This is a genomic window from Aquirufa echingensis (assembly GCF_042714525.1).
Taxonomy (GTDB): Bacteria; Bacteroidota; Bacteroidia; order Cytophagales; family Spirosomataceae; genus Aquirufa; species Aquirufa echingensis.
Map to the genome: position 1 here is coordinate 140,897 of NZ_JBBKYA010000005.1, position 23,632 is coordinate 164,528.

Annotated in this window: 27 protein-coding genes; 16 read left to right on the plus strand and 11 right to left on the minus strand. The window is 40.3% G+C overall.

What is annotated here, in order from left to right; genetic code table 11:
• Nucleotides 1-4 precede the first annotated feature (4 nt).
• Nucleotides 5-2,812 carry a M16 family metallopeptidase gene (locus tag SKC38_RS10785; RefSeq protein ID WP_377977152.1) on the plus strand — a complete coding sequence of 936 codons (2,808 nt, stop codon included), beginning with the start codon at nucleotides 5-7 and terminating at the stop codon, nucleotides 2,810-2,812.
• A 69-nt stretch (nucleotides 2,813-2,881) separates the two neighbouring features.
• Here SKC38_RS10785 and SKC38_RS10790 read toward each other — a convergent pair whose 3' ends face one another.
• The 6 genes from SKC38_RS10790 to sufC are packed head-to-tail and all read right to left on the minus strand — an operon-like array spanning nucleotide 2,882 to nucleotide 7,306.
• Nucleotides 2,882-3,295 carry a BrxA/BrxB family bacilliredoxin gene (locus SKC38_RS10790; RefSeq protein WP_377977153.1) on the minus strand — a complete coding sequence of 138 codons (414 nt, stop codon included), beginning with the start codon at nucleotides 3,293-3,295 and terminating at the stop codon, nucleotides 2,882-2,884.
• A 30-nt stretch (nucleotides 3,296-3,325) separates the two neighbouring features.
• Nucleotides 3,326-3,637: an iron-sulfur cluster assembly protein gene (locus SKC38_RS10795; protein ID WP_377977154.1), complete on the minus strand. Its 312-nt coding sequence runs from the start codon at nucleotides 3,635-3,637 to the stop codon at nucleotides 3,326-3,328.
• A gap of 12 nt (nucleotides 3,638-3,649) precedes the next feature.
• Nucleotides 3,650-4,072 (minus strand): SufE family protein, encoded by a 423-nt coding sequence (locus SKC38_RS10800; protein ID WP_377977155.1) that lies wholly within the window; start codon nucleotides 4,070-4,072, stop codon nucleotides 3,650-3,652.
• Nucleotide 4,073: 1 nt separating this feature from the next.
• On the minus strand, nucleotides 4,074-5,303 hold the full coding sequence (locus tag SKC38_RS10805) for a cysteine desulfurase (protein WP_377977156.1): 1,230 nt from the start codon (nucleotides 5,301-5,303) through the stop codon (nucleotides 4,074-4,076).
• Between the two features lie 2 nt (nucleotides 5,304-5,305).
• Nucleotides 5,306-6,550, minus strand: a complete 1,245-nt coding sequence (sufD, locus tag SKC38_RS10810; protein WP_377977157.1) for a Fe-S cluster assembly protein SufD — start codon at nucleotides 6,548-6,550, stop codon at nucleotides 5,306-5,308.
• A 3-nt stretch (nucleotides 6,551-6,553) separates the two neighbouring features.
• Nucleotides 6,554-7,306 carry a Fe-S cluster assembly ATPase SufC gene (gene sufC, locus SKC38_RS10815; RefSeq protein ID WP_377977158.1) on the minus strand — a complete coding sequence of 251 codons (753 nt, stop codon included), beginning with the start codon at nucleotides 7,304-7,306 and terminating at the stop codon, nucleotides 6,554-6,556.
• Between the two features lie 143 nt (nucleotides 7,307-7,449).
• Between sufC and SKC38_RS10820 the strand changes: the two genes are divergently transcribed.
• The gene (locus SKC38_RS10820) at nucleotides 7,450-7,776 is read left to right on the plus strand and encodes a HesB/IscA family protein (RefSeq protein WP_315576569.1); all 327 of its coding nucleotides are present in this window, start codon (nucleotides 7,450-7,452) and stop codon (nucleotides 7,774-7,776) included.
• On the opposite strand, the gene SKC38_RS10825 is transcribed toward SKC38_RS10820, so the two are convergent.
• Nucleotides 7,773-8,384 (minus strand): Maf family protein, encoded by a 612-nt coding sequence (locus SKC38_RS10825; RefSeq protein WP_377977159.1) that lies wholly within the window; start codon nucleotides 8,382-8,384, stop codon nucleotides 7,773-7,775. The genes SKC38_RS10820 and SKC38_RS10825 overlap by 4 nt on opposite strands.
• 101 nt (nucleotides 8,385-8,485) lie before the next feature.
• Here SKC38_RS10825 and SKC38_RS10830 point away from each other — a divergent pair, with 101 nt between their 5' ends.
• The 6 genes from SKC38_RS10830 (at nucleotide 8,486) to SKC38_RS10855 (ending at nucleotide 11,051) form a co-directional block, all read left to right on the plus strand.
• Nucleotides 8,486-8,950: a MarR family winged helix-turn-helix transcriptional regulator gene (locus tag SKC38_RS10830; protein WP_377977160.1), complete on the plus strand. Its 465-nt coding sequence runs from the start codon at nucleotides 8,486-8,488 to the stop codon at nucleotides 8,948-8,950.
• Between the two features lie 12 nt (nucleotides 8,951-8,962).
• The gene (locus SKC38_RS10835; RefSeq protein WP_377977161.1) at nucleotides 8,963-9,529 is read left to right on the plus strand and encodes a YceI family protein; all 567 of its coding nucleotides are present in this window, start codon (nucleotides 8,963-8,965) and stop codon (nucleotides 9,527-9,529) included.
• A gap of 72 nt (nucleotides 9,530-9,601) precedes the next feature.
• Nucleotides 9,602-10,231, plus strand: a complete 630-nt coding sequence (locus tag SKC38_RS10840; RefSeq protein ID WP_377977162.1) for an NAD(P)H-dependent oxidoreductase — start codon at nucleotides 9,602-9,604, stop codon at nucleotides 10,229-10,231.
• A gap of 189 nt (nucleotides 10,232-10,420) precedes the next feature.
• Nucleotides 10,421-10,594 (plus strand): hypothetical protein, encoded by a 174-nt coding sequence (locus SKC38_RS10845; protein ID WP_377977163.1) that lies wholly within the window; start codon nucleotides 10,421-10,423, stop codon nucleotides 10,592-10,594.
• Between the two features lie 7 nt (nucleotides 10,595-10,601).
• The gene (locus tag SKC38_RS10850; protein WP_377977164.1) at nucleotides 10,602-10,754 is read left to right on the plus strand and encodes a hypothetical protein; all 153 of its coding nucleotides are present in this window, start codon (nucleotides 10,602-10,604) and stop codon (nucleotides 10,752-10,754) included.
• 36 nt (nucleotides 10,755-10,790) lie between these two features.
• Entirely contained in the window at nucleotides 10,791-11,051 is a 261-nt protein-coding gene (locus SKC38_RS10855) for a hypothetical protein (RefSeq protein ID WP_377977165.1), read from the plus strand.
• 7 nt (nucleotides 11,052-11,058) lie between these two features.
• Here SKC38_RS10855 and SKC38_RS10860 read toward each other — a convergent pair whose 3' ends face one another.
• The 3 genes from SKC38_RS10860 to SKC38_RS10870 all read right to left on the minus strand — a co-directional run bounded on the left by SKC38_RS10860 (nucleotide 11,059) and on the right by SKC38_RS10870 (nucleotide 13,346).
• Nucleotides 11,059-11,256: a helix-turn-helix domain-containing protein gene (locus SKC38_RS10860; protein ID WP_377977166.1), complete on the minus strand. Its 198-nt coding sequence runs from the start codon at nucleotides 11,254-11,256 to the stop codon at nucleotides 11,059-11,061.
• Between the two features lie 71 nt (nucleotides 11,257-11,327).
• Entirely contained in the window at nucleotides 11,328-12,779 is a 1,452-nt protein-coding gene (locus SKC38_RS10865) for a CCA tRNA nucleotidyltransferase (RefSeq protein WP_377977167.1), read from the minus strand.
• Nucleotides 12,780-13,346 (minus strand): L-threonylcarbamoyladenylate synthase, encoded by a 567-nt coding sequence (locus SKC38_RS10870; RefSeq protein WP_377977168.1) that lies wholly within the window; start codon nucleotides 13,344-13,346, stop codon nucleotides 12,780-12,782.
• 111 nt (nucleotides 13,347-13,457) lie between these two features.
• Here SKC38_RS10870 and argS point away from each other — a divergent pair, with 111 nt between their 5' ends.
• The 4 genes from argS to SKC38_RS10890 are packed head-to-tail and all read left to right on the plus strand — an operon-like array spanning nucleotide 13,458 to nucleotide 18,146.
• On the plus strand, nucleotides 13,458-15,242 hold the full coding sequence (argS, locus tag SKC38_RS10875) for an arginine--tRNA ligase (RefSeq protein ID WP_377977259.1): 1,785 nt from the start codon (nucleotides 13,458-13,460) through the stop codon (nucleotides 15,240-15,242).
• A 46-nt stretch (nucleotides 15,243-15,288) separates the two neighbouring features.
• Nucleotides 15,289-15,867: a glutathione peroxidase gene (locus SKC38_RS10880; RefSeq protein ID WP_377977169.1), complete on the plus strand. Its 579-nt coding sequence runs from the start codon at nucleotides 15,289-15,291 to the stop codon at nucleotides 15,865-15,867.
• Nucleotides 15,868-15,870: 3 nt separating this feature from the next.
• Entirely contained in the window at nucleotides 15,871-16,779 is a 909-nt protein-coding gene (locus tag SKC38_RS10885; RefSeq protein ID WP_377977170.1) for a 1,4-dihydroxy-2-naphthoate polyprenyltransferase, read from the plus strand.
• Between the two features lie 14 nt (nucleotides 16,780-16,793).
• Nucleotides 16,794-18,146 carry a tetratricopeptide repeat protein gene (locus SKC38_RS10890; RefSeq protein ID WP_377977171.1) on the plus strand — a complete coding sequence of 451 codons (1,353 nt, stop codon included), beginning with the start codon at nucleotides 16,794-16,796 and terminating at the stop codon, nucleotides 18,144-18,146.
• On the opposite strand, the gene SKC38_RS10895 is transcribed toward SKC38_RS10890, so the two are convergent.
• Nucleotides 18,147-18,920, minus strand: coding sequence for an AMP nucleosidase (locus SKC38_RS10895; RefSeq protein ID WP_377977172.1), 774 nt, complete (start codon nucleotides 18,918-18,920; stop codon nucleotides 18,147-18,149).
• A 72-nt stretch (nucleotides 18,921-18,992) separates the two neighbouring features.
• On the opposite strand from SKC38_RS10895, the gene SKC38_RS10900 reads away from it, so the two are divergent.
• The 4 genes from SKC38_RS10900 (at nucleotide 18,993) to SKC38_RS10915 (ending at nucleotide 23,423) form a co-directional block, all read left to right on the plus strand.
• Entirely contained in the window at nucleotides 18,993-19,460 is a 468-nt protein-coding gene (locus SKC38_RS10900; RefSeq protein ID WP_377977173.1) for a type I restriction enzyme HsdR N-terminal domain-containing protein, read from the plus strand.
• The gene (gene pafA / locus SKC38_RS10905; protein WP_377977174.1) at nucleotides 19,447-21,060 is read left to right on the plus strand and encodes an alkaline phosphatase PafA; all 1,614 of its coding nucleotides are present in this window, start codon (nucleotides 19,447-19,449) and stop codon (nucleotides 21,058-21,060) included. Before SKC38_RS10900 ends, pafA begins: the two co-directional genes overlap by 14 nt.
• 76 nt (nucleotides 21,061-21,136) lie before the next feature.
• On the plus strand, nucleotides 21,137-22,447 hold the full coding sequence (locus SKC38_RS10910) for a UDP-glucose dehydrogenase family protein (protein ID WP_377977175.1): 1,311 nt from the start codon (nucleotides 21,137-21,139) through the stop codon (nucleotides 22,445-22,447).
• A gap of 4 nt (nucleotides 22,448-22,451) precedes the next feature.
• The gene (locus SKC38_RS10915; protein WP_377977176.1) at nucleotides 22,452-23,423 is read left to right on the plus strand and encodes a UDP-glucuronic acid decarboxylase family protein; all 972 of its coding nucleotides are present in this window, start codon (nucleotides 22,452-22,454) and stop codon (nucleotides 23,421-23,423) included.
• Nucleotides 23,424-23,632 lie beyond the last annotated feature (209 nt).

The window sequence follows — 23,632 nt, forward strand, 5'->3', positions numbered from 1 at the left end:
TTCTATGAAAAAACTACTCTACACAGGTTTGGCAATCTTCTGCCTTGGCATGCAAGTTTTTGCCCAACAAAAGTCTAAATCCTTACCTATTCCAGAAAAAGTCACTGCGGCTGAAGGAATTACAGAATACAAATTAGCCAATGGATTGAAAGTTTTACTTTTCCCAGATCCATCTAAACAAACGATTACCGTAAACATTACCTATTTAGTGGGCTCACGCCACGAAGGATATGGTGAAACGGGTATGTCCCATTTATTGGAACACATGGTTTTTAAAGGAACCAAGGAAAAGCATAAAGAAGTTGCCAAAGAAATCTCTGACCACGGTGCACAATTCAATGGTACAACCTGGTTAGATCGCACAAACTACTTTGAGACATTTGCTTCTACGGATGAGAATTTAGATTGGGCATTGGACATGGAAGCAGATCGTATGATCAACTCTCGCATCGCTAAAAGCGAACTAGAGACGGAGATGACTGTCGTTCGAAATGAATTTGAAAGTGGCGAAAATGACCCAGGATCTGTTTTGATGGAGCGTGTTGTGTCTACTGCATTTTTATGGCATAACTATGGAAACTCAACCATTGGTGCTCGTTCAGATATCGAAAAAGTGCCTATTGAGAATTTACAAGCTTATTACCGCAAATATTACCAACCGGATAATGCCGTGTTATTGGTAGCTGGAAAATTTGATGTAACGAAAACATTGAAATTAATCAATGAGAAATTTGGTATCATTCCGCGTCCTGAGCGTGTATTAACTCCTACTTTCACAGCAGAACCGACACAAGATGGGGAGCGCGAGGTGACTTTACGTCGGGTGGGTGATGTCCAACAAGTAGGCATGGCATATCACATCCCATCAGGCTTACATCCTGATTTCATTGCCTGCGATGTATTAGTTGATTTATTGACTGATGCACCATCAGGACGCTTGTACAAGGCATTAATTGATACAAAAAAAGCTTCGAGTCAGTTTGGTTATACGATGCAATTAAAAGAGCCAGGTTTGGTGTATTTCGGTGCTGAGGTATTGAAAAGCAAATCGGTGGATTCTGTTAAGAACATTATGATTGAAACGATTGAGCAATTTGCTAAACAAGCACCAACTCAAGAAGAAGTTGATCGTATCAAGACCAAAGGCATCAAAAACATCGAGTTATTATTGAACAATGCACAACGTGTTGGCGTGGGTTTATCCGAATACATTGCTCAAGGCGACTGGCGCTTGTTATTCCACACAAGAAACCTATTAGAGAAGGTTACTGCGGCCGACGTACAACGTGTAGCAGCCAAATACTTCAAGTCGGCGAATCGCACATCCGGTATTTTCTATCCTACCGAAAAACCTGACCGTGCGGAAATTCCAGAAGCAAAAGATGTGGCGGATGTATTAAAAGATTTTAAAGGAAAGGCGGCTGTTGCAGAAGGTGAGGCATTTGATCCATCCCCGAGCAACATTGATGCCCGTACAAAAACAGAGAAGATTGCCGGTGTATCTTTGGCATTATTACCTAAGAAAACGCGTGGAAATTCGGTTTATGCACGTTTAACCTTGCGTTTTGGCGATGAAAAGACCTTATTAGGAACAGCAACTGCAGCGGATTTGGCGGCGGATATGTTGACGAAAGGAACAGCGAAACATACACGCCAACAATTCCAAGATGAATTGGATAAGTTAAAAGCTCGTGTTTCAATAACAGGAGAAGCTCGTCAGGCGAATGTATCGATCGAAACGACACGTGAGAATTTATTGCCCGCCTTGCAATTAGTTGCGGAAGCCTTGAAGCAACCAAACTTCCCAGCTGACGAATTCGAGAAATTGAAGCAAGAGAATTTGACGCAAATTGAAGGTCAAAAATCAGAGCCTCAAGCGAAAGCGATGGATGTATTAGGACAATGGCGTTCAGGACATTATCCTAAGAACGACGTTCGTTACCAACCAACGATGGCCGAGCAAACAGAACGTTATACTGCGGCTAAATTAGAAGAGGCGATTGCTTTCTATAAAGGTTTTTATGGCGCATCGAATGCAACCTTCTCGGTAGTTGGGGACTTTGACGAAGCCGCCATTAAAACATTCGTAAAATCAGAATTAGCTGACTGGAAATCACCTAAGGCTTATACACGGGTTCCAGATAAATTCCACGAAAATGGTAGTCAGGTAAAATCGATTGAAACACCGGATAAAGCGAATGCATTCTTCTTAGCTTATCAGCCTTTGAAAATCTCGGATTCAGATCCTAATTATGCAGCTCTTGAATTGAGTAATTATATGTTGGGCGGCGGCAGTGGCCTAAGTTCACGTTTAATGAATCGTATCCGTCAGAAAGAAGGTTTATCTTATGGCGTAGGTTCACAATTTGCAGCGAGTCCGTTGGATCAAAATGGAGCTTTCTTAGGGTATGCTATTTATGCTCCTGAGAATATTGCCAAATTAGAGGCAGCCTTCAAAGAGGAAATTGAGAAGGTATTGAAAGAAGGCTTTACACAGAAAGAAATTGATGAGGCGAAGAAATCGTGGATTCAAGCGAAGCAAGTAACGCGTTCACAAGACAATGCGTTGGTGGGAACGTTAAATAACAATTTATTCTTGGGACGAAATTTAAAATGGTCTGAGGAATTAGAGAACAAGGTGAAAAACTTAACACCGGAACAAATTCTAGAAGCTACGCGCAAAACAATCGACTTGACAAAGATGTCTTTCATCAAAGCGGGGGATTACGAAGGTGCTGCTAAGAAGATGGCTGAGAAGGCCAAAAACACACCGTCAGAGTCTGGCGCTGTGGGTGGTGCACCGAAGCAGTAAAACAAGAATAGCCGTTCATGGAACGGCTATTTCAAACATCAAAAAAGGAGCCTCTCGGCTCCTTTTTTATTAACAATACTCTTCGAATACCCCTTCTAAATGCTGAGCAATCAAAGCCGCCGAACGGCCTTCAATGTGATGACGCTCAACAAAGTGAACTAATTCACCGTCTTTGAACAAGGCAATTGATGGAGATGATGGTGGATAAGGCAAAGTATATTCACGCGCTTTTTGCGTAGACTCTTGATCCACACCCGCAAACACTGTTGCTAAATTCGTTGGTTTCTTTGCAGAAGCCGCAACTGCAGCTTTAACGCCTGGACGAGCAGTAGATGCAGAACAACCACAGACCGAGTTGATAAACAACAAGGTCGTACCTGGTTTTGCCATGGTATCTTCTACTTCAGCAGCCGACTTCAATTCTTGAAATCCACCCTCTACGATATCCATCCGCATGGGATGTACTAAATGTTCTGGATACATATTATTTCTATTTTAATTTGCTAAACACACTTACATAAAGCCAAGTTCCAATTTGGCAACTTCCGACATCATATCTTGTGAATACGGTGGATCAAACGTTAATTCGACAGAAACCTCTGCAACGCCTTCCACTTCCCGAATAGCCTTCTCGATGTCCACGGGAATACTTTCCGCAGAAGGACATGAGGGCGACGTCAAAGTCATCAAGATATATACATTGTTCACCGGAAAAATCTTGATTTCATAAATCAACCCAAGCTCATACACGTCCACCGGAATTTCGGGGTCATATACCGTCTTAATTGCTTTTACTACTTCTTCCTTTAATTCTGCTTCCGTCATGCTTCTATTATCTTAAGCCATTGCATTAAACGCAACCGCATAATTTTTCATTTGTTTTACCATGGCTACCAAACCATTTGAACGTGTTTGGGCCAAATGCTGCGCCATCCCAATCTGATCAATAAAATACAAATCAGCTTGCATAATCTCTGCTGGCGTGTGATTCGATAAAACCCGAATCAACATACTGATCATTCCTTTTACAATAATCGCTTCCGAATCTGCAAAAAAGACAATATGATCCCCATGCTTTTCGGCATGTAACCAAACCTTACTTTGGCAACCTTTAATGACATTTTCCTCCGTTTTGAAGGCTTCGTTCATCGGGCTTAATTTCTTACCCAAATCAATCAAATATTCGTATTTATCAGCCCAATCTTCAAAGAGACCAAACTCTTCGATTAACTCGTCTTGGGTTTCATTGATCGTTGCCATATTAACTCAACATTGTTATCGTACGTTTCAACGCTTTCACAAACAAATCAATCTCTGATTTGGTATTGTAAAACGCGAAGGACGCCCGACAAGTTCCTACTAATTCATAACGTGCCATCAGCGGTTGGGCACAATGGTGACCCGTACGAATTGCGACACCAAACTTGTCCAACAAAACACCGATGTCTTGTGGATGTACACCATCAATCACAAAACTAACCACGGCAATTTTCTCGGGTGCCTGACCTACGATACGTAAACCATCAATTTGCATTAATTGTTCTGTTGCATAGTCCAACAAAGCTTTCTCTTGTTCCCAAACGGCATTCTTTGGCAAAGATTTCAAATAATCCAAGGCAAAGCCAAAGGCATATACATCCGCGATGTTTGGTGTTCCAGCTTCAAATTTGTAGGGTAACTCATTGTATGTTGTACCCGCAAAACTCACTTCCTTAATCATCTCTCCCCCACCTTGATACGGCGGCATCGCTTCTAGCAATGTACGTTTTCCGTACAACACACCCACACCCGTAGGACCAAATAATTTATGTGCCGAAAAGGCTAAAAAATCAATATCCAACGCTTGAACGTCAATTTCAAAGTGTGCCACTGATTGTGCTCCATCGATTAACACCTTCGCTCCTACGCGATGCGCTTGCTCGATGATATAGGAAATCGGGTTAATCGTTCCTATCGCATTCGACACATGGTTTACAGCAACAAACTTAACTCGGTTTGAGTCTAATAATTCCACATAGGCCTTCATATCCAACACGCCAGCCTCGTCGACTGGAATCACTTGAACCTCCGCTCCTTTTTCTTCAGCAATCATCTGCCAAGGAACAATGTTTGAATGGTGTTCCAAATTCGATACAAGAATTACATCGCCTTTGGAAAAATTAGCCCGACCGTAAGTCTGAGCCACTAAATTAATCCCAGCAGTCGTTCCGGAAGTGAAGATGATTTGATCCGTAGATTCCGCATTCAAGAAATCTTTCAACTTCTTTCTGGTCAATTCATAACCCGTTGTCGCACGCTCTGCAAGCGTGTGTAAACCGCGGTGGATATTGGCATTGTCTCGTGTGTAATAATGATTCAGCGCATCAATCACCATTTGAGGCTTTTGCGTCGTTGCTGCATTATCAAAATACACCAAAGGAGCCCCATTGACCTGTTGGTCTAATATGGGAAAATCCTTCCGTACTTGCTCAATATCAAATTTATCTGCCATGATTATACACCTAATGCTTGTTGTATTTTCGCTACGACCCGATCAGAAATAGATTCTTTCAATTCAGGTATTTCTACTTTATCAATGACTTGTTGGACGAATGCCAACATCAACAAAGTCTTTGCTGCTTCCTCCGAAATACCGCGTGAACGCATGTAAAACAAGGCCTCATCGCTCAATTGACCTGTTGTCGTTCCATGTGAACATTTCACATCGTCCGCCCAAATTTCCAATTGAGGTTTGGTATTCATCGTTGCTTTATCAGAAGCCAACACATTTTTACATGATTGAAAGGCATTCGTTTTTTGCGCGTCAGGACGAACAAAAATCTTTCCGTTAAATACACCCGTTGAATTACCTAGCAATACACCTTTGTATAATTCGTTCGATTCTGAATTGGGTTTGCGATGATCTACAACCGTGTGTGAATCAATAAATTCATTGTTTCCGGGAACATACAATCCATTCAAATTCGAAAGGACATTTTCTCCATCCACATAGAAATGTAGGTTATTGCGCACAAATCCTCCATTGATGGAGAAAGTAAACATATCCACCTGGCTATTAGCTTGTTGGAAAATAAACGTATGATCAACATGCGTCGTTTTCAGCGCAAAATCTTGCGTTTTGACGAATGTCAAGTTTGCTGATTCTTCCACCCAAATCTCTTGAACATAATTCGAAAGAATGGTTTCTGAAGATGAATTTGATCTTAAATCATCGACCCAAGTGACATTCGCCCCTTTTTCGATGTAAATCAACAATTTACTTTGAATGGCTGAGGCAATGCTTACATCTGCCAAAAGTTGGTGTACAATGGGTTGGGGCAAAGTAGTTCCTGCTTTAACCCAAATAACTTGATGGGTGGTCGTTAAGGCATCATTCAAATCATAAAGGGAGTTTTGATCCAAGATTTGATTCCGCTTTTCCCATTTTGTAATGAAATCAGGGTTTTGGGCTGCGAAAGCTGAAAATTCAAGAATTTCAACGCCGTTTGGCAAAGAACCTACGGTGGTGAATTTTCCATTCAACGATTGCAATTGGAGAGATCCCTCAATAGATGTAGAACTTGCATTCGTAGGAGTTTCCGACGAATTCCAATTCCAATCGATGTCATTTAAGGACTTCAGGGATGCATATTTCCATTCCTCCCATTTATTTGTAGGAAATCCTTTGGCCAAGAAACGATCCATGGCCGCTTGTTTTTCTTTCCCGAGGGAAATACTTACTAATGTATCAGTTGCCATGTGTTAATCTACTAAAGCCGAAATAATCCAATCGTATCCTTTTTCTTCTAATTCAAGAGCCAATTCCTTCGTTCCTGATTTAACGATACGGCCTTTGTAGAGGACGTGAACGAAATCTGGCACGATGTAATCCAATAAACGTTGGTAGTGCGTCACGACAATCGTCGCGTTCGTTGGACTCTTTAATTTGTTAACACCTTCCGCAACAATACGAAGGGCATCAATATCTAAACCTGAATCGGTTTCATCCAAAATAGCCAATTTAGGATCTAGAACGGCCATTTGGAAAATCTCATTCCTTTTTTTCTCTCCACCTGAAAAACCTTCGTTTAATGAACGACTCAATAATGACTGATCGATGTTCACATAGGCCATTTTCTCTTTGAACATTTTCAAAAATTGAACAGCGTCTAGGGGCTCTTCGCCACGGTATTTACGAATTTCGTTCACCGCAGACTTCATAAAGTTGGTCGTAGAAACACCTGGAATTTCAACTGGGTATTGAAATGCTAAGAAAACACCTTCAGCAGCGCGTTCTTCGGGAGCTAAATCCAATAAGTCTTTACCTTGAAACTCAACTGAACCTTCTGTTACTTCATAATCTTCCCGACCAGCTAATACGGACGCTAAAGTTGATTTACCAGAACCATTGGGTCCCATGATGGCATGAACTTCGCCGGCTTTGATTTCCAGATTAATCCCACGAAGAATTTCTTTTTCTCCGATGCGCGCATGTAAATTTTTAATTGATAACATATCGTTCTAATTGAATAAGGCTAATGAGGCACAAAATTAAAACCTAATCAGATACAAAACCACACTTTATTTAGATTCACTCTAAATAGTATGAAATTTTATCTAATTTTTGCTTATCTTTGTGACACAAAAAGCAAAATACCATGATCACGATCTCAGAAATTGCAGCGAATCGCATTAAAGAAATTCGTCAGAAAGAAGGATTAACGGAAGCATTCAACGTTCGCGTTGCCGTGGAAGGTGGTGGATGTTCTGGCTTGATGTATCAATTAGACTTCGCATCTGAACCTCAGGCAAGCGATATGATATTCGAAGACAAGGGCGTTAAAGTAATGGTCGACAAAAAATCCATTCTTTATTTAGCTGGAACGGAACTCGATTTCTCAGATGGCTTGAATGGCAAAGGATTTCAATTCAAAAACCCGAATGCAACACGTACTTGCGGTTGCGGCGAGAGCTTCTCGATCTAAATTCCCAAAGGAATCTGTTTGGATTCCAAAATGAACGGTTTCATTAATTCATAAACGCGGTAGATAGGTAAACCCATCACCGTGTAAAATGACCCATTCAATTGCTCAATACCGGCCATACCAATAAAATCTTGTACGCCATAGGCACCAGCTTTATCTAAAGAAGACCCGCCACGTATATACCACTCCATTTCCCAGTTGGCCAATTCCCTAAAACTAACAAAAGCCGAATCAGCTGCCGTTACGATTCCTTGCGGACTAGCCAATGCAATTCCCGTCACAACCTCATGCGTTTTACCTGACAATTTTTTCAGCATTTGTAGCGCATCTTGCTTATCCAAAGGCTTATTCAAAATCTCACCATCCAAAATTACTACCGTATCAGCTGCTAAAATCAGGGCATTTTCACAAGACTCTAACAAAGCTTTCGCCTTACGTTCAGCGAGCATGACAGGAACTTCTTGAGGCTTCATATCAATCGGGAAAGATTCATCCACATCTGAAGGCAATACCGAAAATTGAAATCCAGCTTGTGATAAAATCTCTTTCCGACGAGGGGAATTCGAGGCTAGAATGAAAGGAAATTGAAGGCTAAATGAATCTTGCATGACCAAAAATAGGATATAAATGTGACCTTTTGAAAAATAAATTTTAAAAACATTTGTAATTAATGTAATTACATTTAATTTTGCTACATCAAATTTCAGTTATGGGAATTTCAGAGGATTTAAAGCAGAGCAAATTTACAACGCCAACTAGCAAGGCGATTGTAAACATTATATACACAGGCAACTGGATGATGCAGCAACAGCACGATCTTTTGAAACCCTTTGGTTTGACCGCCCAACAGTACAATGTACTACGGATATTACGTGGACAACAAAACAATCCGATGACCGTTTTAGGAATCACAGAACGGATGATGGATAAAATGTCTAATGCCTCCCGATTAGTCGACAAGCTATTAGAGAAAAAATTAGTGTTAAGACGTGAATGTCCGCATGACCGTAGAGCGGTTGATGTCATTATTCTACCGGCAGGTTTGGCCTTATTAGAAGAAATCGATCAGGTGCAGTTGGCTTGGGAGAAAAATTTCGCAAGCATAAGTTCCGAGAAGCTAGATCAAATCAATGAGATCTTGGACGAAATCAGAAATGTATTTACTAACAATTAAACAATAAATAAAATGAAAAAAGTAAGCCTAATCTTGACAGCGCTCGTAATGAGCATCGCATCTTTCGCAGCACCAAAAGCAGTGAAAGTAAACACAGCAGCAAGCTCAATCGCTTGGTATGCAGAAAAAGTAACTGGTAAGCACAATGGTACAGTAGGTATCTCAGCAGGTGCTTTGAACGTAGACGGTAACAAATTAGTAGGTGGTAACTTCACAATCGACTTGAAAACAATCAAGGCATTGGATATCACGGATCCAGGTTACAACCAAAAATTTGTTAGCCATATCTCTTCAGGAGACTTCTTTGAAGTTGAGAAATTCCCAACAGCTACTTTCGTGATCACGAAGATTGCAGGAAACCAAGTAACAGGTAATTTGACAATCAAAGGAATCACTAAATCAATTTCTTTCCCAGCTGAAATTTCAGTAAAAGGAGGAAAGGTTGCTGCTAAGGCTTCGATCACAATTGATCGTACAGATTACAACATCCAATACGGTTCAAAGAAATTCTTTGATTCAATTGGCGACAAAGCTATCATGGATGACTTCAAATTAGTTGTATCTTTAGTTAGCGAATAAATTAATCCGCTTAAGAGCCGAGGTGCAAATCTGCATCTCGGCTTTATTATTTACTCATAAAAAATCAACAACATGTCTTTAATTAATGATTTATCTTGGCGCTATGCGACCAAGCGTATGAATGGCAACAAAGTATCTGCGGATAAAATTGAAAGCCTTTTAGATGCGATTCGTCTTTCTGCTTCAGGATTTGGTTTACAACCTTACCAAGTATTTGTGATTGAAAATCCAGAATTGCGTGCGCAAATCCAACCGATTGCTTATGGCCAACCGCAAATTACAGAGGCGTCGCATATCTTAGTTTTTGCTGCGTGGAATGATATTACAGAAGAAAAAATCGATGCATTTATTCAATTGGTTTCTGAAACGCGTAATGTCCCTGTAGAAGCTTTAGCGGATTACCGTGGAGCAATCGCAGGATCTATGTTACAATTGCCTATGGAAGTTCAAGCCGGTTGGGCTGCTCGTCAAGTGTATTTGGCAATGGGAACAGCTTTAGCAGCTGCCGCTGAATTGAAAATCGACACAACACCGATGGAAGGTTTTGTTCCTGCGAAATTGGACGAGTTATTAGATTTATCTGCCAAAGGATTACATTCTGTATTAATTCTAGCTGTAGGCGAGCGTGACGCTGCCAATGATTACATGGCAAACGCTGCCAAAGTTCGTTACTCAAAAGACGAATTATTTGTTCGCATGTAATAGAAACAGTCTATTTTTTTCAAAAAAGGTCGCCCCAACAGGCGGCCTTTTTTTATTATCAGTTTCTTAAACCTTTTACGAATTTCTTACCTGAATATAGAATAATCATTGGGGCAAAATGACTGTAATTTTAACATGCAGCTCGAGCAATTCATAATCTAATACCTAACCCTTTAAACATGAAAAATCATGAAACAAGAATTTTTCCCCATGTCTGCATGGGGTATGCAAGAATTGAATTCGATGGAACTTATCCACATTGATGGTGGTGGTTTCTGGGAGACTTTTGGCATAATCACGGGAGTCGCCGTCGTGATAGCAGCAGTTATTTACACGGGCGGCTTAATCGCTATTTTACTTTAATTAAATCATGAAAACGACAACGAATTGGACACGTGTCACGGAACAGGAGCTTCGGGACATACAAGGTGGAGGCTGGTTTGATGATTTCAAAAAAGGCTTTAAAGAAGGCTTCGACTGGGCAATTGGCGTCCTCAAAGACCTTACTGATTTTTTCAAATAAACAGGCGGGGCTTTGCCCCGCCAAAAATCTAAACCCATGAAAACACAAACAATCGATGATATAAAAATCCAACTGGAACTATTCCGCAACAACCTCGTGGAGGAATTTGAAGACGCAAATAAGCGAGTTCAGCTGAAGATTAATGGTCACTTTAAAATACTCTATCTTAAAGTACCTGATAATCTCCCTGCAGAGGAAATCGAAAAGATTGTCCCTGAATTGTTCACGAAAGCTATTGAGACTATCGGGAATCGAATCCGACAGAAACTCGAAGAAATGCAAACGGTCCCTCACTAGGGACTGTTTACAATTTTATTAATTCTTCTACAGTAACGTTAAAATAAACAGCTAGTTGATATAATCGATCAATGCTCAACTTGGATTGGCCGGATTCCAACTTTGCATAACTGCTTTGTGAGATTTGAAGATTAAATGCGACGTTCTCTTGTGAGAGTTCGCGATCCAATCGCAAACGGCGAATATTTCGAATAACATGTTTCATAGTGGTTAGATTTAACCACCCAATGTATCAAAGCTACAAGCGCTTCAAACCTAAAAAACTGATAATTTAAATCAAGAAATTGATTTAAGAAATTCCGGAAGCGTAAAAACAGGGCTCAATCCCAAAACCTCACCCTCTTTAATCATTAAAGGCCAACCAGATTCAAAATCATTGCGAATACTTCCTTCGAGTATTGCCTCCCGAACTGCAATTTTAATCAAACCAATTTCTTTTCCTGGACCAATATCGAATACTTGCATAATCATCTCCCCTGTGATAACAGGTTGGAAATTACGAAGGGAGTCACTCGCTTCCACTTCTTTGAGCTTTTCCTCTACTAAGTCGAAGTTTCTTAAATAGCGTTTCACCTTGTCGCCATTTTTGGAGGTGATATCTGCCCGACAAAGTGTCATAAGTGCCTCTAATTCATCACCGGCTTCGAAGAGTAATCGGCGTAAGGCAGAATGGGTTATTTCCTCTTTAGATAAGGCAATCGGGCGTAAATGTAAGCGGACCAGCTTTTGCACCAACTTCATTTTCTCATTCAAAGGCAATTTCAAACGCTTGAAAATCGACGGAACTTGTCGGGCACCCATTTCCTCATGACCATGAAACGTCCAGCCTTTCCCTTTGACAAAACGTTTGGTTTGCGGTTTCGCAATATCATGCAAAATCGCTGCCCAGCGCCACCAAAGATCATTAGTATGTTGGGAAATATTATCCAATACCTGTAAGGTGTGATAGAAATTATCCTTATGCCCCTTCCCTTCTTCGGTATCCACCCCTTTGAGTTTAACAAACTCGGGAAAAATGCGGGCTAATAATCCGCAAGCATCTAATAACAGAAAGCCATAAGATGGCTTTTGGCATAAAATAATCTTATTTAACTCTTCCGAAATACGCTCCATGGAGATAATTTCCAAGCGCTCATTCTCTTTTTGCAAGGCCTCAAAGGTCTCTGGATAAATATCGAAACCCAATTGGCTCGCGAATCGAACCGCGCGCATCATCCGCAATGGATCATCTGAAAACGTGATTCCAGGCTCTAAAGGAGTTCGAATAATTTTCGATTTTAAATCAGCAATTCCGTTAAAAGGGTCTAATAGCTTCCCCCAATTCGACTGATTCAGTTGAACCGCCATCGCATTGATGGTAAAATCTCGCCGATTTTGGTCATCCTCCAAAGTCCCTTCCATCACCAGTGGCTTCCGAGAATCCCTTTGGTAAGATTCCTTACGGGCTCCAACAAATTCAAGATCCCAGTCATCGACCTTTAACATCGCTGTACCGAAATTCTTAAAAATCGAAACACTGTGATCTGGCAAATCAAATTCACGGGCTACTTCTTCCGCCAAGGCAATACCAGAACCGATACAAACAACATCAATATCCTTACAAGGTCTACCTAAAATTGAATCACGCACAAATCCACCTACGACATAGGATTCCATTTGAATACGATCGGCAGCTAGCCCGATGCGACGAAAAATATCTTCAGAAATGATCTCCTGCCCTGTCTTCATTTATCCTCTAATCAATGAATAATCACCACCTAAGCCCAATTTGACAATTTTGGATGGTTTATTATTCCCCTTCGTTGGGTTGGGGTTTTTCAATATATAATCAACTTGTTCTTTGATAGAACCAGCAATACTTTCAAAATTCAATGGTGAAGCTTCACCGGATATGTTCGCGGAGGTTGAGACGATTCCTCGTTGGTAACGATAAATCAAACCTTTACAAAACTCATCTTTGACCAAACGAATGGCAATACTACCATCCGGACCTAATAAATGGGCACTTACATTTTTCCCTTTTGGGTAAATAACGGTTAAAGGATCTTCAGCAAAATCCACTAAGTCCCAGGCGATTTCGGGAACTTCTTCGACGTATTCACTCAATTGCTCAATCTTCGAAATCAGCACAATTAAGCCTTTTTCTGCAGGTCTTTGTTTGATTTGCAATAGTTTCTCAATACTTGCGTCATTGCGAACATCACAACCTAATCCCCAAATCGTGTCGCTGGGATAAAGAATGACACCCCCTGATTTTAAGGAGGTAATCGCATCATGATATAGATTTGGCGTCATGGCCACAAAGGTAAGATTAAATTCGTCAAAAATGCCCCTTGCAAGTCAATGTTTGCCCTTAATTGGCTACCTTTGCAGCCATTAATTTTCATTAAACCCGTTGATTTCAACATGCTAGGTATCCAACAATCGATTCAAAAAAGTTTACAAGAAGGACTTCAACATCTTTTTTCAATCGACGCGCAAGAAATCGTTTTACAAGAAACCAAAAAGGAATTTGAAGGTACTTTCACCTTTGTTGTTTTCCCTTTTACCAAACAAGCATCCAAAGCTCCTGCACAAATTGCTCAGCTTTTGGGGGAATATATGTTGGCCAACAACCTTAAAATCAAAGCATTTCAGGTCGTTCAAGGCTTTTTGAATCTTAGTTTACAAGATGATGTTTGGGTTGAAATTTTGAATGGAATTAATCAGGATGCACATCCATTTACATTGGCAGATAAAAAAGAAAAGGTACTAATTGAATATTCCTCACCGAATACCAACAAACCTTTACACTTAGGCCATTTACGTAATAACTTTCTCGGATTCTCTGTTTCTCAAATCTTGGATGCAGCGGGTTATGAAGTAATTAAAACGAATTTGGTGAATGACCGCGGAATTCATATTTGTAAATCGATGTTGGCCTACCAACTTTTTGGCAATGGAGAGACTCCTGAATCAAGTGGTTTGAAAGGTGATCATTTAGTTGGAAAATACTATGTGGCATTTGACAAAGCTTACAAAGTAGAAATTGAAACCTTAGTCCAACAAGGAATAGACCCGGAAGAGGCCAAAAAGCAAGCTCCTATCCTATTGAAAGCGCAGGATATGTTATTAGCCTGGGAGCAAAATGAGCCAAGCGTTATTGCCCTTTGGGAACAAATGAATACGTGGGTATTCGATGGATTTGCGAAGAGTTATGCACAAATGGGCGTAAGCTTTGATAAAATTTATCGAGAATCAAATACCTATTTATTGGGTAAAAAATTGGTCGATGAAGGCTTAGCTCAGGGTGTGTTTTTCAGAAAAGACGATGGATCAGTTTGGATTGATTTAACGGAAGAAGGCTTAGATGAAAAATTGGTTTTACGTCGGGATGGGACATCTGTTTACATCACACAAGATATGGGAACGGCTCAATTGAAATATGAAGATTTTGGTGCCAAACGTTCCGTTTATGTCGTTGGGAATGAACAAGATTACCATTTTGAGGTATTGTTTCATATTCTCAAAAAACTAAATAAACCCTTCTCGGAAGGCAATTATCACTTATCCTATGGAATGGTGGATTTGCCTAGTGGCAAAATGAAATCGCGCGAAGGAACTGTTGTGGATGCGGATGACTTAATGGCCGAAATGGTTAACACGGCGCAATCGAGAACATTGGAATTAGGTAAAATTGAAGGTTTTTCAACGGAAGAAGCCATTGCTTTATTTAACCAATTAGGATTGGGAGCTTTGAAATATTTCTTATTGAAGGTTGACCCGAAAAAACGGATGTTGTTCAATCCGGAAGAATCTATTGATTTCCAAGGAAATACGGGTCCATTTATTCAATATACGCATGCTAGGATTTGTTCGTTGACCCGAAAGGCGGCAAGTATGGGAATTAATATAAAAATTTCTGCTGGTAAATCGTATGAATTAGCTGAATCCGAGCAAGAGTTAATCTTCTTGCTAGGAAATTATAAATCGAAAATCCAGGAGGCTGCGGCGCAGTTTGCACCGTCGGTTATCGCACAGTATACTTATGATTTAGCGAAGCAATTCAACAAATTTTACAATGAATTGAGTATTTTAAATGAAGAAAATGTAGATAGCCGAAACATTCGGTTAAATTTAGCTTCCTTAACGGGTGAAACAATTAAAGCATCTCTGGCGTTATTAGGAATAGTTGCACCAGAACGTATGTAACGTGAAAAACAAATACAAAATTCTCATCCTCTTAATCATTATCACCATGATCGTAAGCCTTATGAAAATCGGATCGCTATTAACTGCATTGGCTTTGCCATTCACACAAAAAGTAGCATTAGAACGCCCTATGGAAACAACACAGTCGGCAGAAAAGAACTTCTTCTCTTTCAAAATGAAGGGGATAGATGGAAAAGAAATTGATTTCAGCCAATTTAAAGGCAAGAAAATCGTCGTATTAAATACGGCTTCAAAATGTGGATATACGCCACAATATGCGGACTGGGAAGCATTTCACAAGGCTAATCCTGAAATCGTTATCTTGGGATTTCCTGCCAATGAATTTGGAGGACAAGAACCTGGAACAAATTCAGAAATCGCCTCATTTTGCTTGAAAAACTACGGAGTATCATTCCAAATGATGGAGAAAGTCGTTGTAAAAGGCGCTGGAAAATGTGATTTATACCAATGGTTAAGTGATAAATCGCAAAACGGTTGGAACGAAAAAGAACCCACTTGGAATTTTTGCAAATATGTCATCAATGAAAAAGGGGAACTGACTAATTTCTTCGCATCAGGCATTAAGCCCACAAGTGCAGAATTTCAAGCAGCATTGGCGAAATAATACATGAATAGATGGGTTGAAGCGGCTAGGCCAAGAACATTACCTCTTGCAGTAGCGAGTATCATGTTGGGCAATTTATTAGCCTATTCAAATGGTAAATTTGATTGGATAATTGCAGCATTAGCCATCTTAACGACTGTTGGATTACAAGTACTTTCCAACTTCGCCAATGACTACGGTGATTCGGCCAATGGAATTGATAATCAGGATCGTAAGGTAGCTTTACGAGCTGTTCAAACTGGTAAAATAAACCGTCAAGAAATGAAGCAAGTCGTTATTTTAACGGCTTGCATTTCTTTTTTAATGGGTATTGGGTTACTAGCTTATAGCTTGCAACGAGCCTCTTGGGAAATTTGGATAAATTTTATTGGATTAGGAATCGCCTGTATTTTAGCCGCTATTGCCTATACCGTTGGAAAAAAACCATATGGGTACATGGGATTAGGTGATTTGTCAGTCTTCATCTTTTTTGGTTTAGTGGGAACCATGGGGACCTATTTCCTTCAAACTCAATCTATCCCATTTCACATCGTCTACCCTGCCTCGGGATGTGGTTTATTGTCGGTAGCCGTCTTAAACCTGAACAATCTACGTGATTTAGAAAACGACAAAAAATCAGGTAAAAATTCGATCCCCGTTCGCATTGGTAAAACAAAAGGGTTCATTTACCAAAAAGCCTTATTGATTTTAGGAGTCTTACCCTTTATCTGTTACCATTTGGTCGTATTCAAAAAGGGGCCATCCACTGTTGGCAACCTGTTAGTTTTACTCGGATTTTACCCCATCATCTTGATGATCAGGGAATTAAACTCAAAAATGACGCCAGCGGAAATAGATCCCTATTTAAAGAAGACGGCATTAAGAACTTTATTATTAATTTTGCTATTCGGAATTAGCGAAATCATCCAATAACCTCGAACACGACTATGAAACATATCTACACAATTCTTTTTGTGGGTATTTTAAGCGCAAGCACGACAGCCACATTTGCACAAGACAGCACAAACTACCTTGAGTTGGGTTTGACTCAAAACAAAACGGGAAATTATGCTGATGCGCTTCGAAACTTCAGTTTAGAAATTGAGAAGAATGTCGCTAACCCCAATCCCATTTCATTTTACAACCGAGGATTTGCCAAGTACAATTTGAAGGATTTCCGTGGGGCTATTTTGGACTTTGACAAAGCGATTGAATTAAAGCCTACTTACTTTGAGGCATTCATTGCGCGTGGCCAAAGCTATAGCAAACAAGAAAACCACAAAGTGGCGATACAAGATTACAACGAGGCAATTCGTTTAAATCCCTTGGAGGCAACGGCGTATTTTAGTCGGGGAATTTCAAAATCGAAATTAGCCAATTACCGTGGAGCGCTTTCCGACTACAATAAATCCTTAGAGTTAAACGCAGAATATGCACCTGGCCTAGCAGCACGCGGTGAGGCTAAAGCACATTTGGCAGATTACAAAGGCAGTATTGAGGACTTTGATAAAGCGATAGAGATTAGCCCAAAACGTTCGAGTTATTTATCGAATCGGGCGTTTTCGAAAATGAAATTAGCGGAGTATCAAGCTGCATTGAAGGATTTTGAAGAGGCAATTAAATTGAGTCCAGATAATGCTGACGATTGGTATCATGCGGGATTTTGCAAAACGCAATTGGAAAATTTCCGAGGAGAAAATGGCGAAAAAGGCGCTTTAGAAGATTTCAGCAAAGCAATTGAAATGGATCCTAGCAAAGTAGAAGCCTATTATGGCCGTGGCTTTGTGAAATCAAAATTAGGAGATCCGCGTGGAGCCATTGAGGATTATACCAAAGCTGCTGAAATTGGCAACAATGAATCTGCGAAAATTGTTTATGACGCGAAAATGACGAAAGCGCTTTTGGATGAATTACGTAATGGCGTTCAGGACAAAGTCAAGATAGCTGAGTTTACAACAGAGCGTGCAGAAGTATATTTCAATCGTGGATCTGCGAAAGCAAAATCGGGAGATGCCAAACAAGCCATGGAAGACTACAACCGTGCGATTGCCCTAAACCCCATTTATGCTGAGGCTTACTTCTTCCGTGGTGTTGCAAAATCTAACTTAGGAGATCAGCGCAATGCCATTCAAGATTGCAGCAACGCCATCAAACTAAATGCCAAATATGCCGAAGCCTACTATGTTCGTGGCATTATTAAACTGGCATTGGGTGATACAACAGGTTGCCTAGACTTGAGTAAATCAGGTGAACTTGGTTACAATCAAGCCTACCAAGTTATTCGCGATCACTGTAATTAATTACTCGAAACGTAGGTGTTTAACAGATTCCCCTGAATTGGCTAATTCGATTAATGAATCGATGCCGATTTGTAGATGTGAGTCGACATAATTCGTAGTGACTTTTTTGTCAGATGCTTCCGTTTTAACTCCATCAGGAGTCATTGGATTATCAGAAACAAGCAACAAAGCCCCATGGGGTATTTTGTTGACAAAGCCCACCGTAAATATCGTCGCCGTTTCCATGTCGATACCCATAGCACGAATATCAGATAAATAGGTTTTGAAAACCTCATCGTGTTCCCAAACGCGCCGATTGGTTGTATAAACCAAACCCGTCCAATAATCAAGCTCGTGTTTTTTGATCATGGAAGATACGGCACGTTGTAACCGGAAGGAAGGCAAAGCCGGAACTTCTTTAGGCAAATATTCATCGGATGTCCCCTCCCCACGCACCGCAGCGATAGGTAAAATCAAATCCCCCAATTGTAAGTTTTTCTTTAAACCACCGCATTTACCTAAGAACAAAACAGCTTTAGGGGAAATTGCGGAAAGAATGTCCATCACGGTTGCAGCCATCGGGGATCCCATCCCGAAATTGATGATTGTAATGTTGTTTGCCGTCGCAGTTTGCATCGGGCGGTCTTGGCCTAAAATTTCTACTTGAAATTTTTCGGCAAACATATCTACATAATTCTTGAAATTTGTCAGAAGAATATACTGACCAAATGCTTCGATAGGAGTTCCAGTGTAGCGAGGTAACCAATTTTGTACAATCTCTTCTTTTGTTTTCATGAATATGTAAGGTTTGTTAATGAAAATAATCAACAAATAGATTAATTTAGGGTTTAGCTTTAAGCTCAACTTATGCTTGCTTCGTCTGAATTAGTCGCTGTATTTCCTGCATTTGATTACAAAATAACACAAAAGGAGGGAAAACTTTTCATTTTTGATGGGATCGGTAAAAAATACCGCTTACTGACTCCAGAGGAATGGGTTCGCCAACATTGTTTAAATTACCTGACGCAACATCTGAGTTATCCAGCAAGTAACATTCAAATCGAACGTAGCCACAAAATTGATCAGTTGAATCGGAGGACAGATATACAAGTATTTGATTCTACAGGTCAGGTGTTTATGTTGATTGAATGTAAAGCGCCTCATGTGGAAATTACATCAGTTACCTTCCAACAAGCATGTCAGTATCAAAAAAAAAATCTAGCCAAATATTTGGTCTTAACCAATGGCCAAGAAAATCACATTTATCAAATCGATTCCAACAAACAAGAAGCGATCAAATTAGCTCAATTCCCCTCATATTATGAAAATAACTAGTTTACTCGTAGGCCTGCTAGTCCTAAGCAGCCACTTTATATCCGCGCAAAACAAAGCCACCCGACCAAAACTCGTCGTGGGAATTGTAGTCGATCAAATGCGTTACGATTATTTGTACCGCTTTGCGAATCGATATGGCGAAAATGGATTGAAACGCATGATGCGCGAAGGCTTAAATTGCCAAGACAATCATTATAACTATGCTCCTACCGTAACGGCAGCAGGACATGCCAGCGTTTACACGGGATCAGTGCCAGCTGTTCATGGGATTGTTGGGAATGATTGGACGGATCGTGCAACAGGCAAAAAAGTATATTGTACTGATGATTCTACCGTTACGACCGTTGGAACGACTGGGAAAACGGGTTTTATGTCTCCCAAAAATTTGTGGACCAGCACAATTACGGACCAATTAAAAATTTCACAAAACTACCAAAGCAAAACAATTGCGATTGCCTTAAAAGACCGTGGAGCTATTCTTCCGGGAGGACATACGGCAAACGCGGCTTATTGGTATGATTCCAAAGAAGGTCGCTGGATTACATCTTCATTTTATATGAAAGAATTACCTACTTGGGTACAAGTATTCAATGCAGAGGAGCGAGCACAGAAATACAGCAAATTGGGATGGAACACTTTATATCCCATCGAAAGTTACCTAGCGAGCGCACCTGATAATGGCGAATTTGAAAGTAAAATGGCGGGTGAGACAGCGCCTGTATTTCCACATACTTTACAAGGCGGAAATCCGTTAGAACTCATTCGGACAAGCCCTTATGGTAATACTTTGACAAAGGATTTTGCTATCAAGGCGATGCAAGAGGAGCAATTAGGGAAACATGGAACGACCGACTTTCTAGCTGTGAGTTTTTCATCAACTGATTATGTAGGTCACAGTTTTGGTCCACAATCTATTGAATTGGAAGATACCTATTTACGTTTAGACCGTGATATTGCGGAATTATTAACGTTTTTGGATAAACAATATGGGAAAGATCAGGTATTGGTGTTTTTGACAGCAGACCATGCGGTCGCAGAAATCCCTGGATTTATCAAAAGTAAAAAATTACCTGGAGGCATTTTTGATCGAACAAAAGCAGTCGCTGATTTGAAAAAGGCCCTTATCACAGCCTATGGAGATGTGGAATTGTTGACAGGTGAAGATAATTCCCAACTACATTTCAATCAGGCAACGATTAAAAAAATGGGGATATCTCGCACCGATTTATACCAAGTTGTTCGTCAATCCATGGAAAAACAAGATGGTTTTGCTGATTTGATTGATTTACAATCGATTAGCCAAACATCGATCATAAGTCAATATAAAAACATCTTACAAAACGGTTATAACCCGGCACGCAGTGGAGATTTCATGTTATTATTAAAACCGCAATGGTTGATCGGTTACAAAACCGGAACCTCGCATAGCACCGTATATGCGTATGATACCCATGTGCCATTATTGTTTTATGGTTGGAAAGTTAAGCCTCAAGAGATCAGCACACGAACGGAAATCAGTGACATATCCACGACACTAGCGAATTGGCTGAATTGCATGGAACCATCAGGCAGTATTGGGCGGGTAATTCAAACTAAGTAGCCCATTAATTATATTATTTAAAGATTTATACCTAATTTAGTGGTCAATTTTTGAACTAAATCAAGAAAATAGCTATATGAAAATTGCGGTAGTTGGAACAGGATATGTAGGACTCGTAACAGGAACCTGTTTTGCAGAAACGGGGAATCATGTAACCTGTGTTGATATTAATGAAGCAAAAATCAAGCAGATGCAGGATGGGATTGTACCTATCTATGAACCTGGCTTGGAGGATATGTTTCATCGGAATGTAAATGAAGGCCGATTAAACTTTACAACTTCTTTGTCGGAAGGTATTGAAGGTGCGAAAGTGATCTTTTTAGCATTGCCAACGCCTCCAGGGGAAGATGGATCTGCCGACTTAAAATACATTTTAAAAGTTGCTCATGATTTAGGACCCTTATTGAAAGATTATACCGTAATCATCGACAAGAGTACCGTACCGGTAGGAACATCAGAATTGGTACATACAGCTATCTCGAAAGAGGCCAAAGTCCCATTTGATGTCGTATCTAATCCTGAATTTTTACGTGAAGGGGTTGCGGTAGAAGATTTCATGAAACCTGATCGCGTTGTGATTGGAACACAATCAGATCGTGCAAAAGAATTAATGAGCAAATTGTATGCACCTTTGGTTCGTCAAGGGAATCCGATCATTTTTATGGATGAGCGTTCAGCTGAAATGACCAAATATGCCGCAAATGCATTTTTGGCAACGAAGATTACGTTCATGAATGAGATTGCAAACCTATGTGAGAAAGTTGGGGCCAACGTAGACGACATCCGCAGAGGTATAGGAACGGACTCACGAATCGGGAAACGTTTCTTGTTTGCAGGAATCGGATATGGGGGTTCATGTTTTCCAAAAGACGTTCAAGCATTAGCGAAGACTTCGGAGGAAAACGATTACCAATTCCACATTTTGGATTCGGTGATGCGGGTGAATGAATTGCAAAAGACGAAGTTGATGCCTTATATTCAAGGACATTTTAAAAATGATTTGGCTGGAAAAACAATCGGCATTTGGGGATTGGCATTTAAGCCATATACAGATGATATTCGTGAGGCTCCTGCCTTGTACAACATCGAAGCATTATTAGCACTGGGTTGTAAAGTACGCGTGTATGACCCTGAGGCGATGAAAAACGTACGAGAGCAAATTGGTGATGTAGTGGAATATTCAAAAACTCCTTATGATGCCATTGATGGGGCTGATGCCTTATTAATTGTTACGGAGTGGCCACAATTCAGAACGCCGGATTTCGATCGTATGGAAACGCTTTTGAAAAACAAAGTCATTTTTGATGGTCGGAACTTATATGAATTACCTCAAATGCAAGAATTAGGTTATACCTACTACTCTATAGGACGCCAATCAGTTAACTAAGACAATGAAAAGAATATTAATAACAGGAGGAGCGGGATTTTTAGGTTCCCATTTGTGTGATCGATTTATCAAAGAAGGCTACCATGTGATAGCCATGGATAATTTAATCACGGGTGATTTGAAAAATATTGAGCATTTGTTCAAATTAGAACATTTTGAATTCTACCACCATGATGTGTCTAAATTTATTCACGTTCCGGGCGAGTTAGACTATATCTTACATTTTGCGTCCCCGGCATCTCCGATTGATTATTTAAAGATTCCTATTCAAACCTTGAAAGTAGGTTCTTTGGGTATTCATAATTGTTTAGGATTAGCACGTGTTAAAAATGCGCGCGTTTTAATTGCTTCTACATCGGAGGTATATGGTGACCCTACGGTACATCCTCAACCGGAAGAATATTGGGGAAATGTGAACCCGGTAGGACCACGTGGAGTATACGATGAGGCCAAACGTTTTCAAGAAGCGATGACGATGGCTTACCATACGTATCATGGATTAGAAACACGTATTGTTCGTATATTCAATACCTATGGACCTCGTATGCGTCTGAATGACGGCCGTGTATTGCCAGCGTTTATTGGACAAGCATTGCGTGGAGAAGACTTAACCATGTTTGGTGATGGATCTCAAACTCGTGCTTTCTGCTTCGTAGATGATTTAGTGGAAGGTATTTATCGATTGTTATTAAGCGATTATCCGCATCCAGTGAACATCGGAAATCCGGATGAAATCACTATTAAGGAATTTGGTGAGGAGATTATCAAATTGACTGGCACAAGCCAAAAGTTAATATCGCTTCCTTTGCCCACGGATGATCCGAAACAACGTAAACCTGATATTACGAAGGCCAAATCAATTCTTGGATGGGAACCCAAAGTATCCCGTGCTGAAGGACTTAAAATCACATACGAATACTTTAAGTCATTAAGCCCTGACGATTTACATCGAATGGCACATCATAAAGAGTTTTAGTTTATAGACCGGGGAAAACCGGTCTTTTTTTGTGCTTGTGGCGGAGGTGAGATATCTATCACAAAATCCCCAGACTAAAGTCTGGGGTTATTAATAACCCTAGGCTTTAGCCTAGGGAATCGACACAAAATACATCAGAAGCAAGAAATCGAGCCTCTACAATCAATTACATAACCCTATCAGCCTATTGAATCGCAGCAAGAGCGCCT

Excerpts from the sequence above, each read along its gene's own strand:
- SKC38_RS10795 (WP_377977154.1), bottom strand. The coding sequence starts at position 3,637 with ATGACGGAAGCAGAATTAAAGGAAGAAGTAGTAAAAGCAATTAAGACG.
- SKC38_RS10830 (WP_377977160.1), top strand. The coding sequence starts at position 8,486 with ATGGGAATTTCAGAGGATTTAAAGCAGAGCAAATTTACAACGCCAACT.
- SKC38_RS10840 (WP_377977162.1), top strand. The coding sequence starts at position 9,602 with ATGTCTTTAATTAATGATTTATCTTGGCGCTATGCGACCAAGCGTATG.
- SKC38_RS10885 (WP_377977170.1), top strand. The coding sequence starts at position 15,871 with ATGAATAGATGGGTTGAAGCGGCTAGGCCAAGAACATTACCTCTTGCA.
- SKC38_RS10880 (WP_377977169.1), top strand. The coding sequence starts at position 15,289 with ATGATCGTAAGCCTTATGAAAATCGGATCGCTATTAACTGCATTGGCT.
- sufC (WP_377977158.1), bottom strand. The coding sequence starts at position 7,306 with ATGTTATCAATTAAAAATTTACATGCGCGCATCGGAGAAAAAGAAATT.
- SKC38_RS10850 (WP_377977164.1), top strand. The coding sequence starts at position 10,602 with ATGAAAACGACAACGAATTGGACACGTGTCACGGAACAGGAGCTTCGG.
- argS (WP_377977259.1), top strand. The coding sequence starts at position 13,458 with ATGCTAGGTATCCAACAATCGATTCAAAAAAGTTTACAAGAAGGACTT.
- SKC38_RS10820 (WP_315576569.1), top strand. The coding sequence starts at position 7,450 with ATGATCACGATCTCAGAAATTGCAGCGAATCGCATTAAAGAAATTCGT.
- SKC38_RS10865 (WP_377977167.1), bottom strand. The coding sequence starts at position 12,779 with ATGAAGACAGGGCAGGAGATCATTTCTGAAGATATTTTTCGTCGCATC.
- SKC38_RS10790 (WP_377977153.1), bottom strand. The coding sequence starts at position 3,295 with ATGTATCCAGAACATTTAGTACATCCCATGCGGATGGATATCGTAGAG.
- SKC38_RS10800 (WP_377977155.1), bottom strand. The coding sequence starts at position 4,072 with ATGGCAACGATCAATGAAACCCAAGACGAGTTAATCGAAGAGTTTGGT.
- pafA (WP_377977174.1), top strand. The coding sequence starts at position 19,447 with ATGAAAATAACTAGTTTACTCGTAGGCCTGCTAGTCCTAAGCAGCCAC.
- SKC38_RS10860 (WP_377977166.1), bottom strand. The coding sequence starts at position 11,256 with ATGAAACATGTTATTCGAAATATTCGCCGTTTGCGATTGGATCGCGAA.
- SKC38_RS10855 (WP_377977165.1), top strand. The coding sequence starts at position 10,791 with ATGAAAACACAAACAATCGATGATATAAAAATCCAACTGGAACTATTC.
- SKC38_RS10890 (WP_377977171.1), top strand. The coding sequence starts at position 16,794 with ATGAAACATATCTACACAATTCTTTTTGTGGGTATTTTAAGCGCAAGC.
- SKC38_RS10785 (WP_377977152.1), top strand. The coding sequence starts at position 5 with ATGAAAAAACTACTCTACACAGGTTTGGCAATCTTCTGCCTTGGCATG.
- SKC38_RS10825 (WP_377977159.1), bottom strand. The coding sequence starts at position 8,384 with ATGCAAGATTCATTTAGCCTTCAATTTCCTTTCATTCTAGCCTCGAAT.
- SKC38_RS10915 (WP_377977176.1), top strand. The coding sequence starts at position 22,452 with ATGAAAAGAATATTAATAACAGGAGGAGCGGGATTTTTAGGTTCCCAT.
- sufD (WP_377977157.1), bottom strand. The coding sequence starts at position 6,550 with ATGGCAACTGATACATTAGTAAGTATTTCCCTCGGGAAAGAAAAACAA.
- SKC38_RS10895 (WP_377977172.1), bottom strand. The coding sequence starts at position 18,920 with ATGAAAACAAAAGAAGAGATTGTACAAAATTGGTTACCTCGCTACACT.
- SKC38_RS10870 (WP_377977168.1), bottom strand. The coding sequence starts at position 13,346 with ATGACGCCAAATCTATATCATGATGCGATTACCTCCTTAAAATCAGGG.
- SKC38_RS10835 (WP_377977161.1), top strand. The coding sequence starts at position 8,963 with ATGAAAAAAGTAAGCCTAATCTTGACAGCGCTCGTAATGAGCATCGCA.
- SKC38_RS10845 (WP_377977163.1), top strand. The coding sequence starts at position 10,421 with ATGAAACAAGAATTTTTCCCCATGTCTGCATGGGGTATGCAAGAATTG.
- SKC38_RS10910 (WP_377977175.1), top strand. The coding sequence starts at position 21,137 with ATGAAAATTGCGGTAGTTGGAACAGGATATGTAGGACTCGTAACAGGA.
- SKC38_RS10900 (WP_377977173.1), top strand. The coding sequence starts at position 18,993 with ATGCTTGCTTCGTCTGAATTAGTCGCTGTATTTCCTGCATTTGATTAC.
- SKC38_RS10805 (WP_377977156.1), bottom strand. The coding sequence starts at position 5,303 with ATGGCAGATAAATTTGATATTGAGCAAGTACGGAAGGATTTTCCCATA.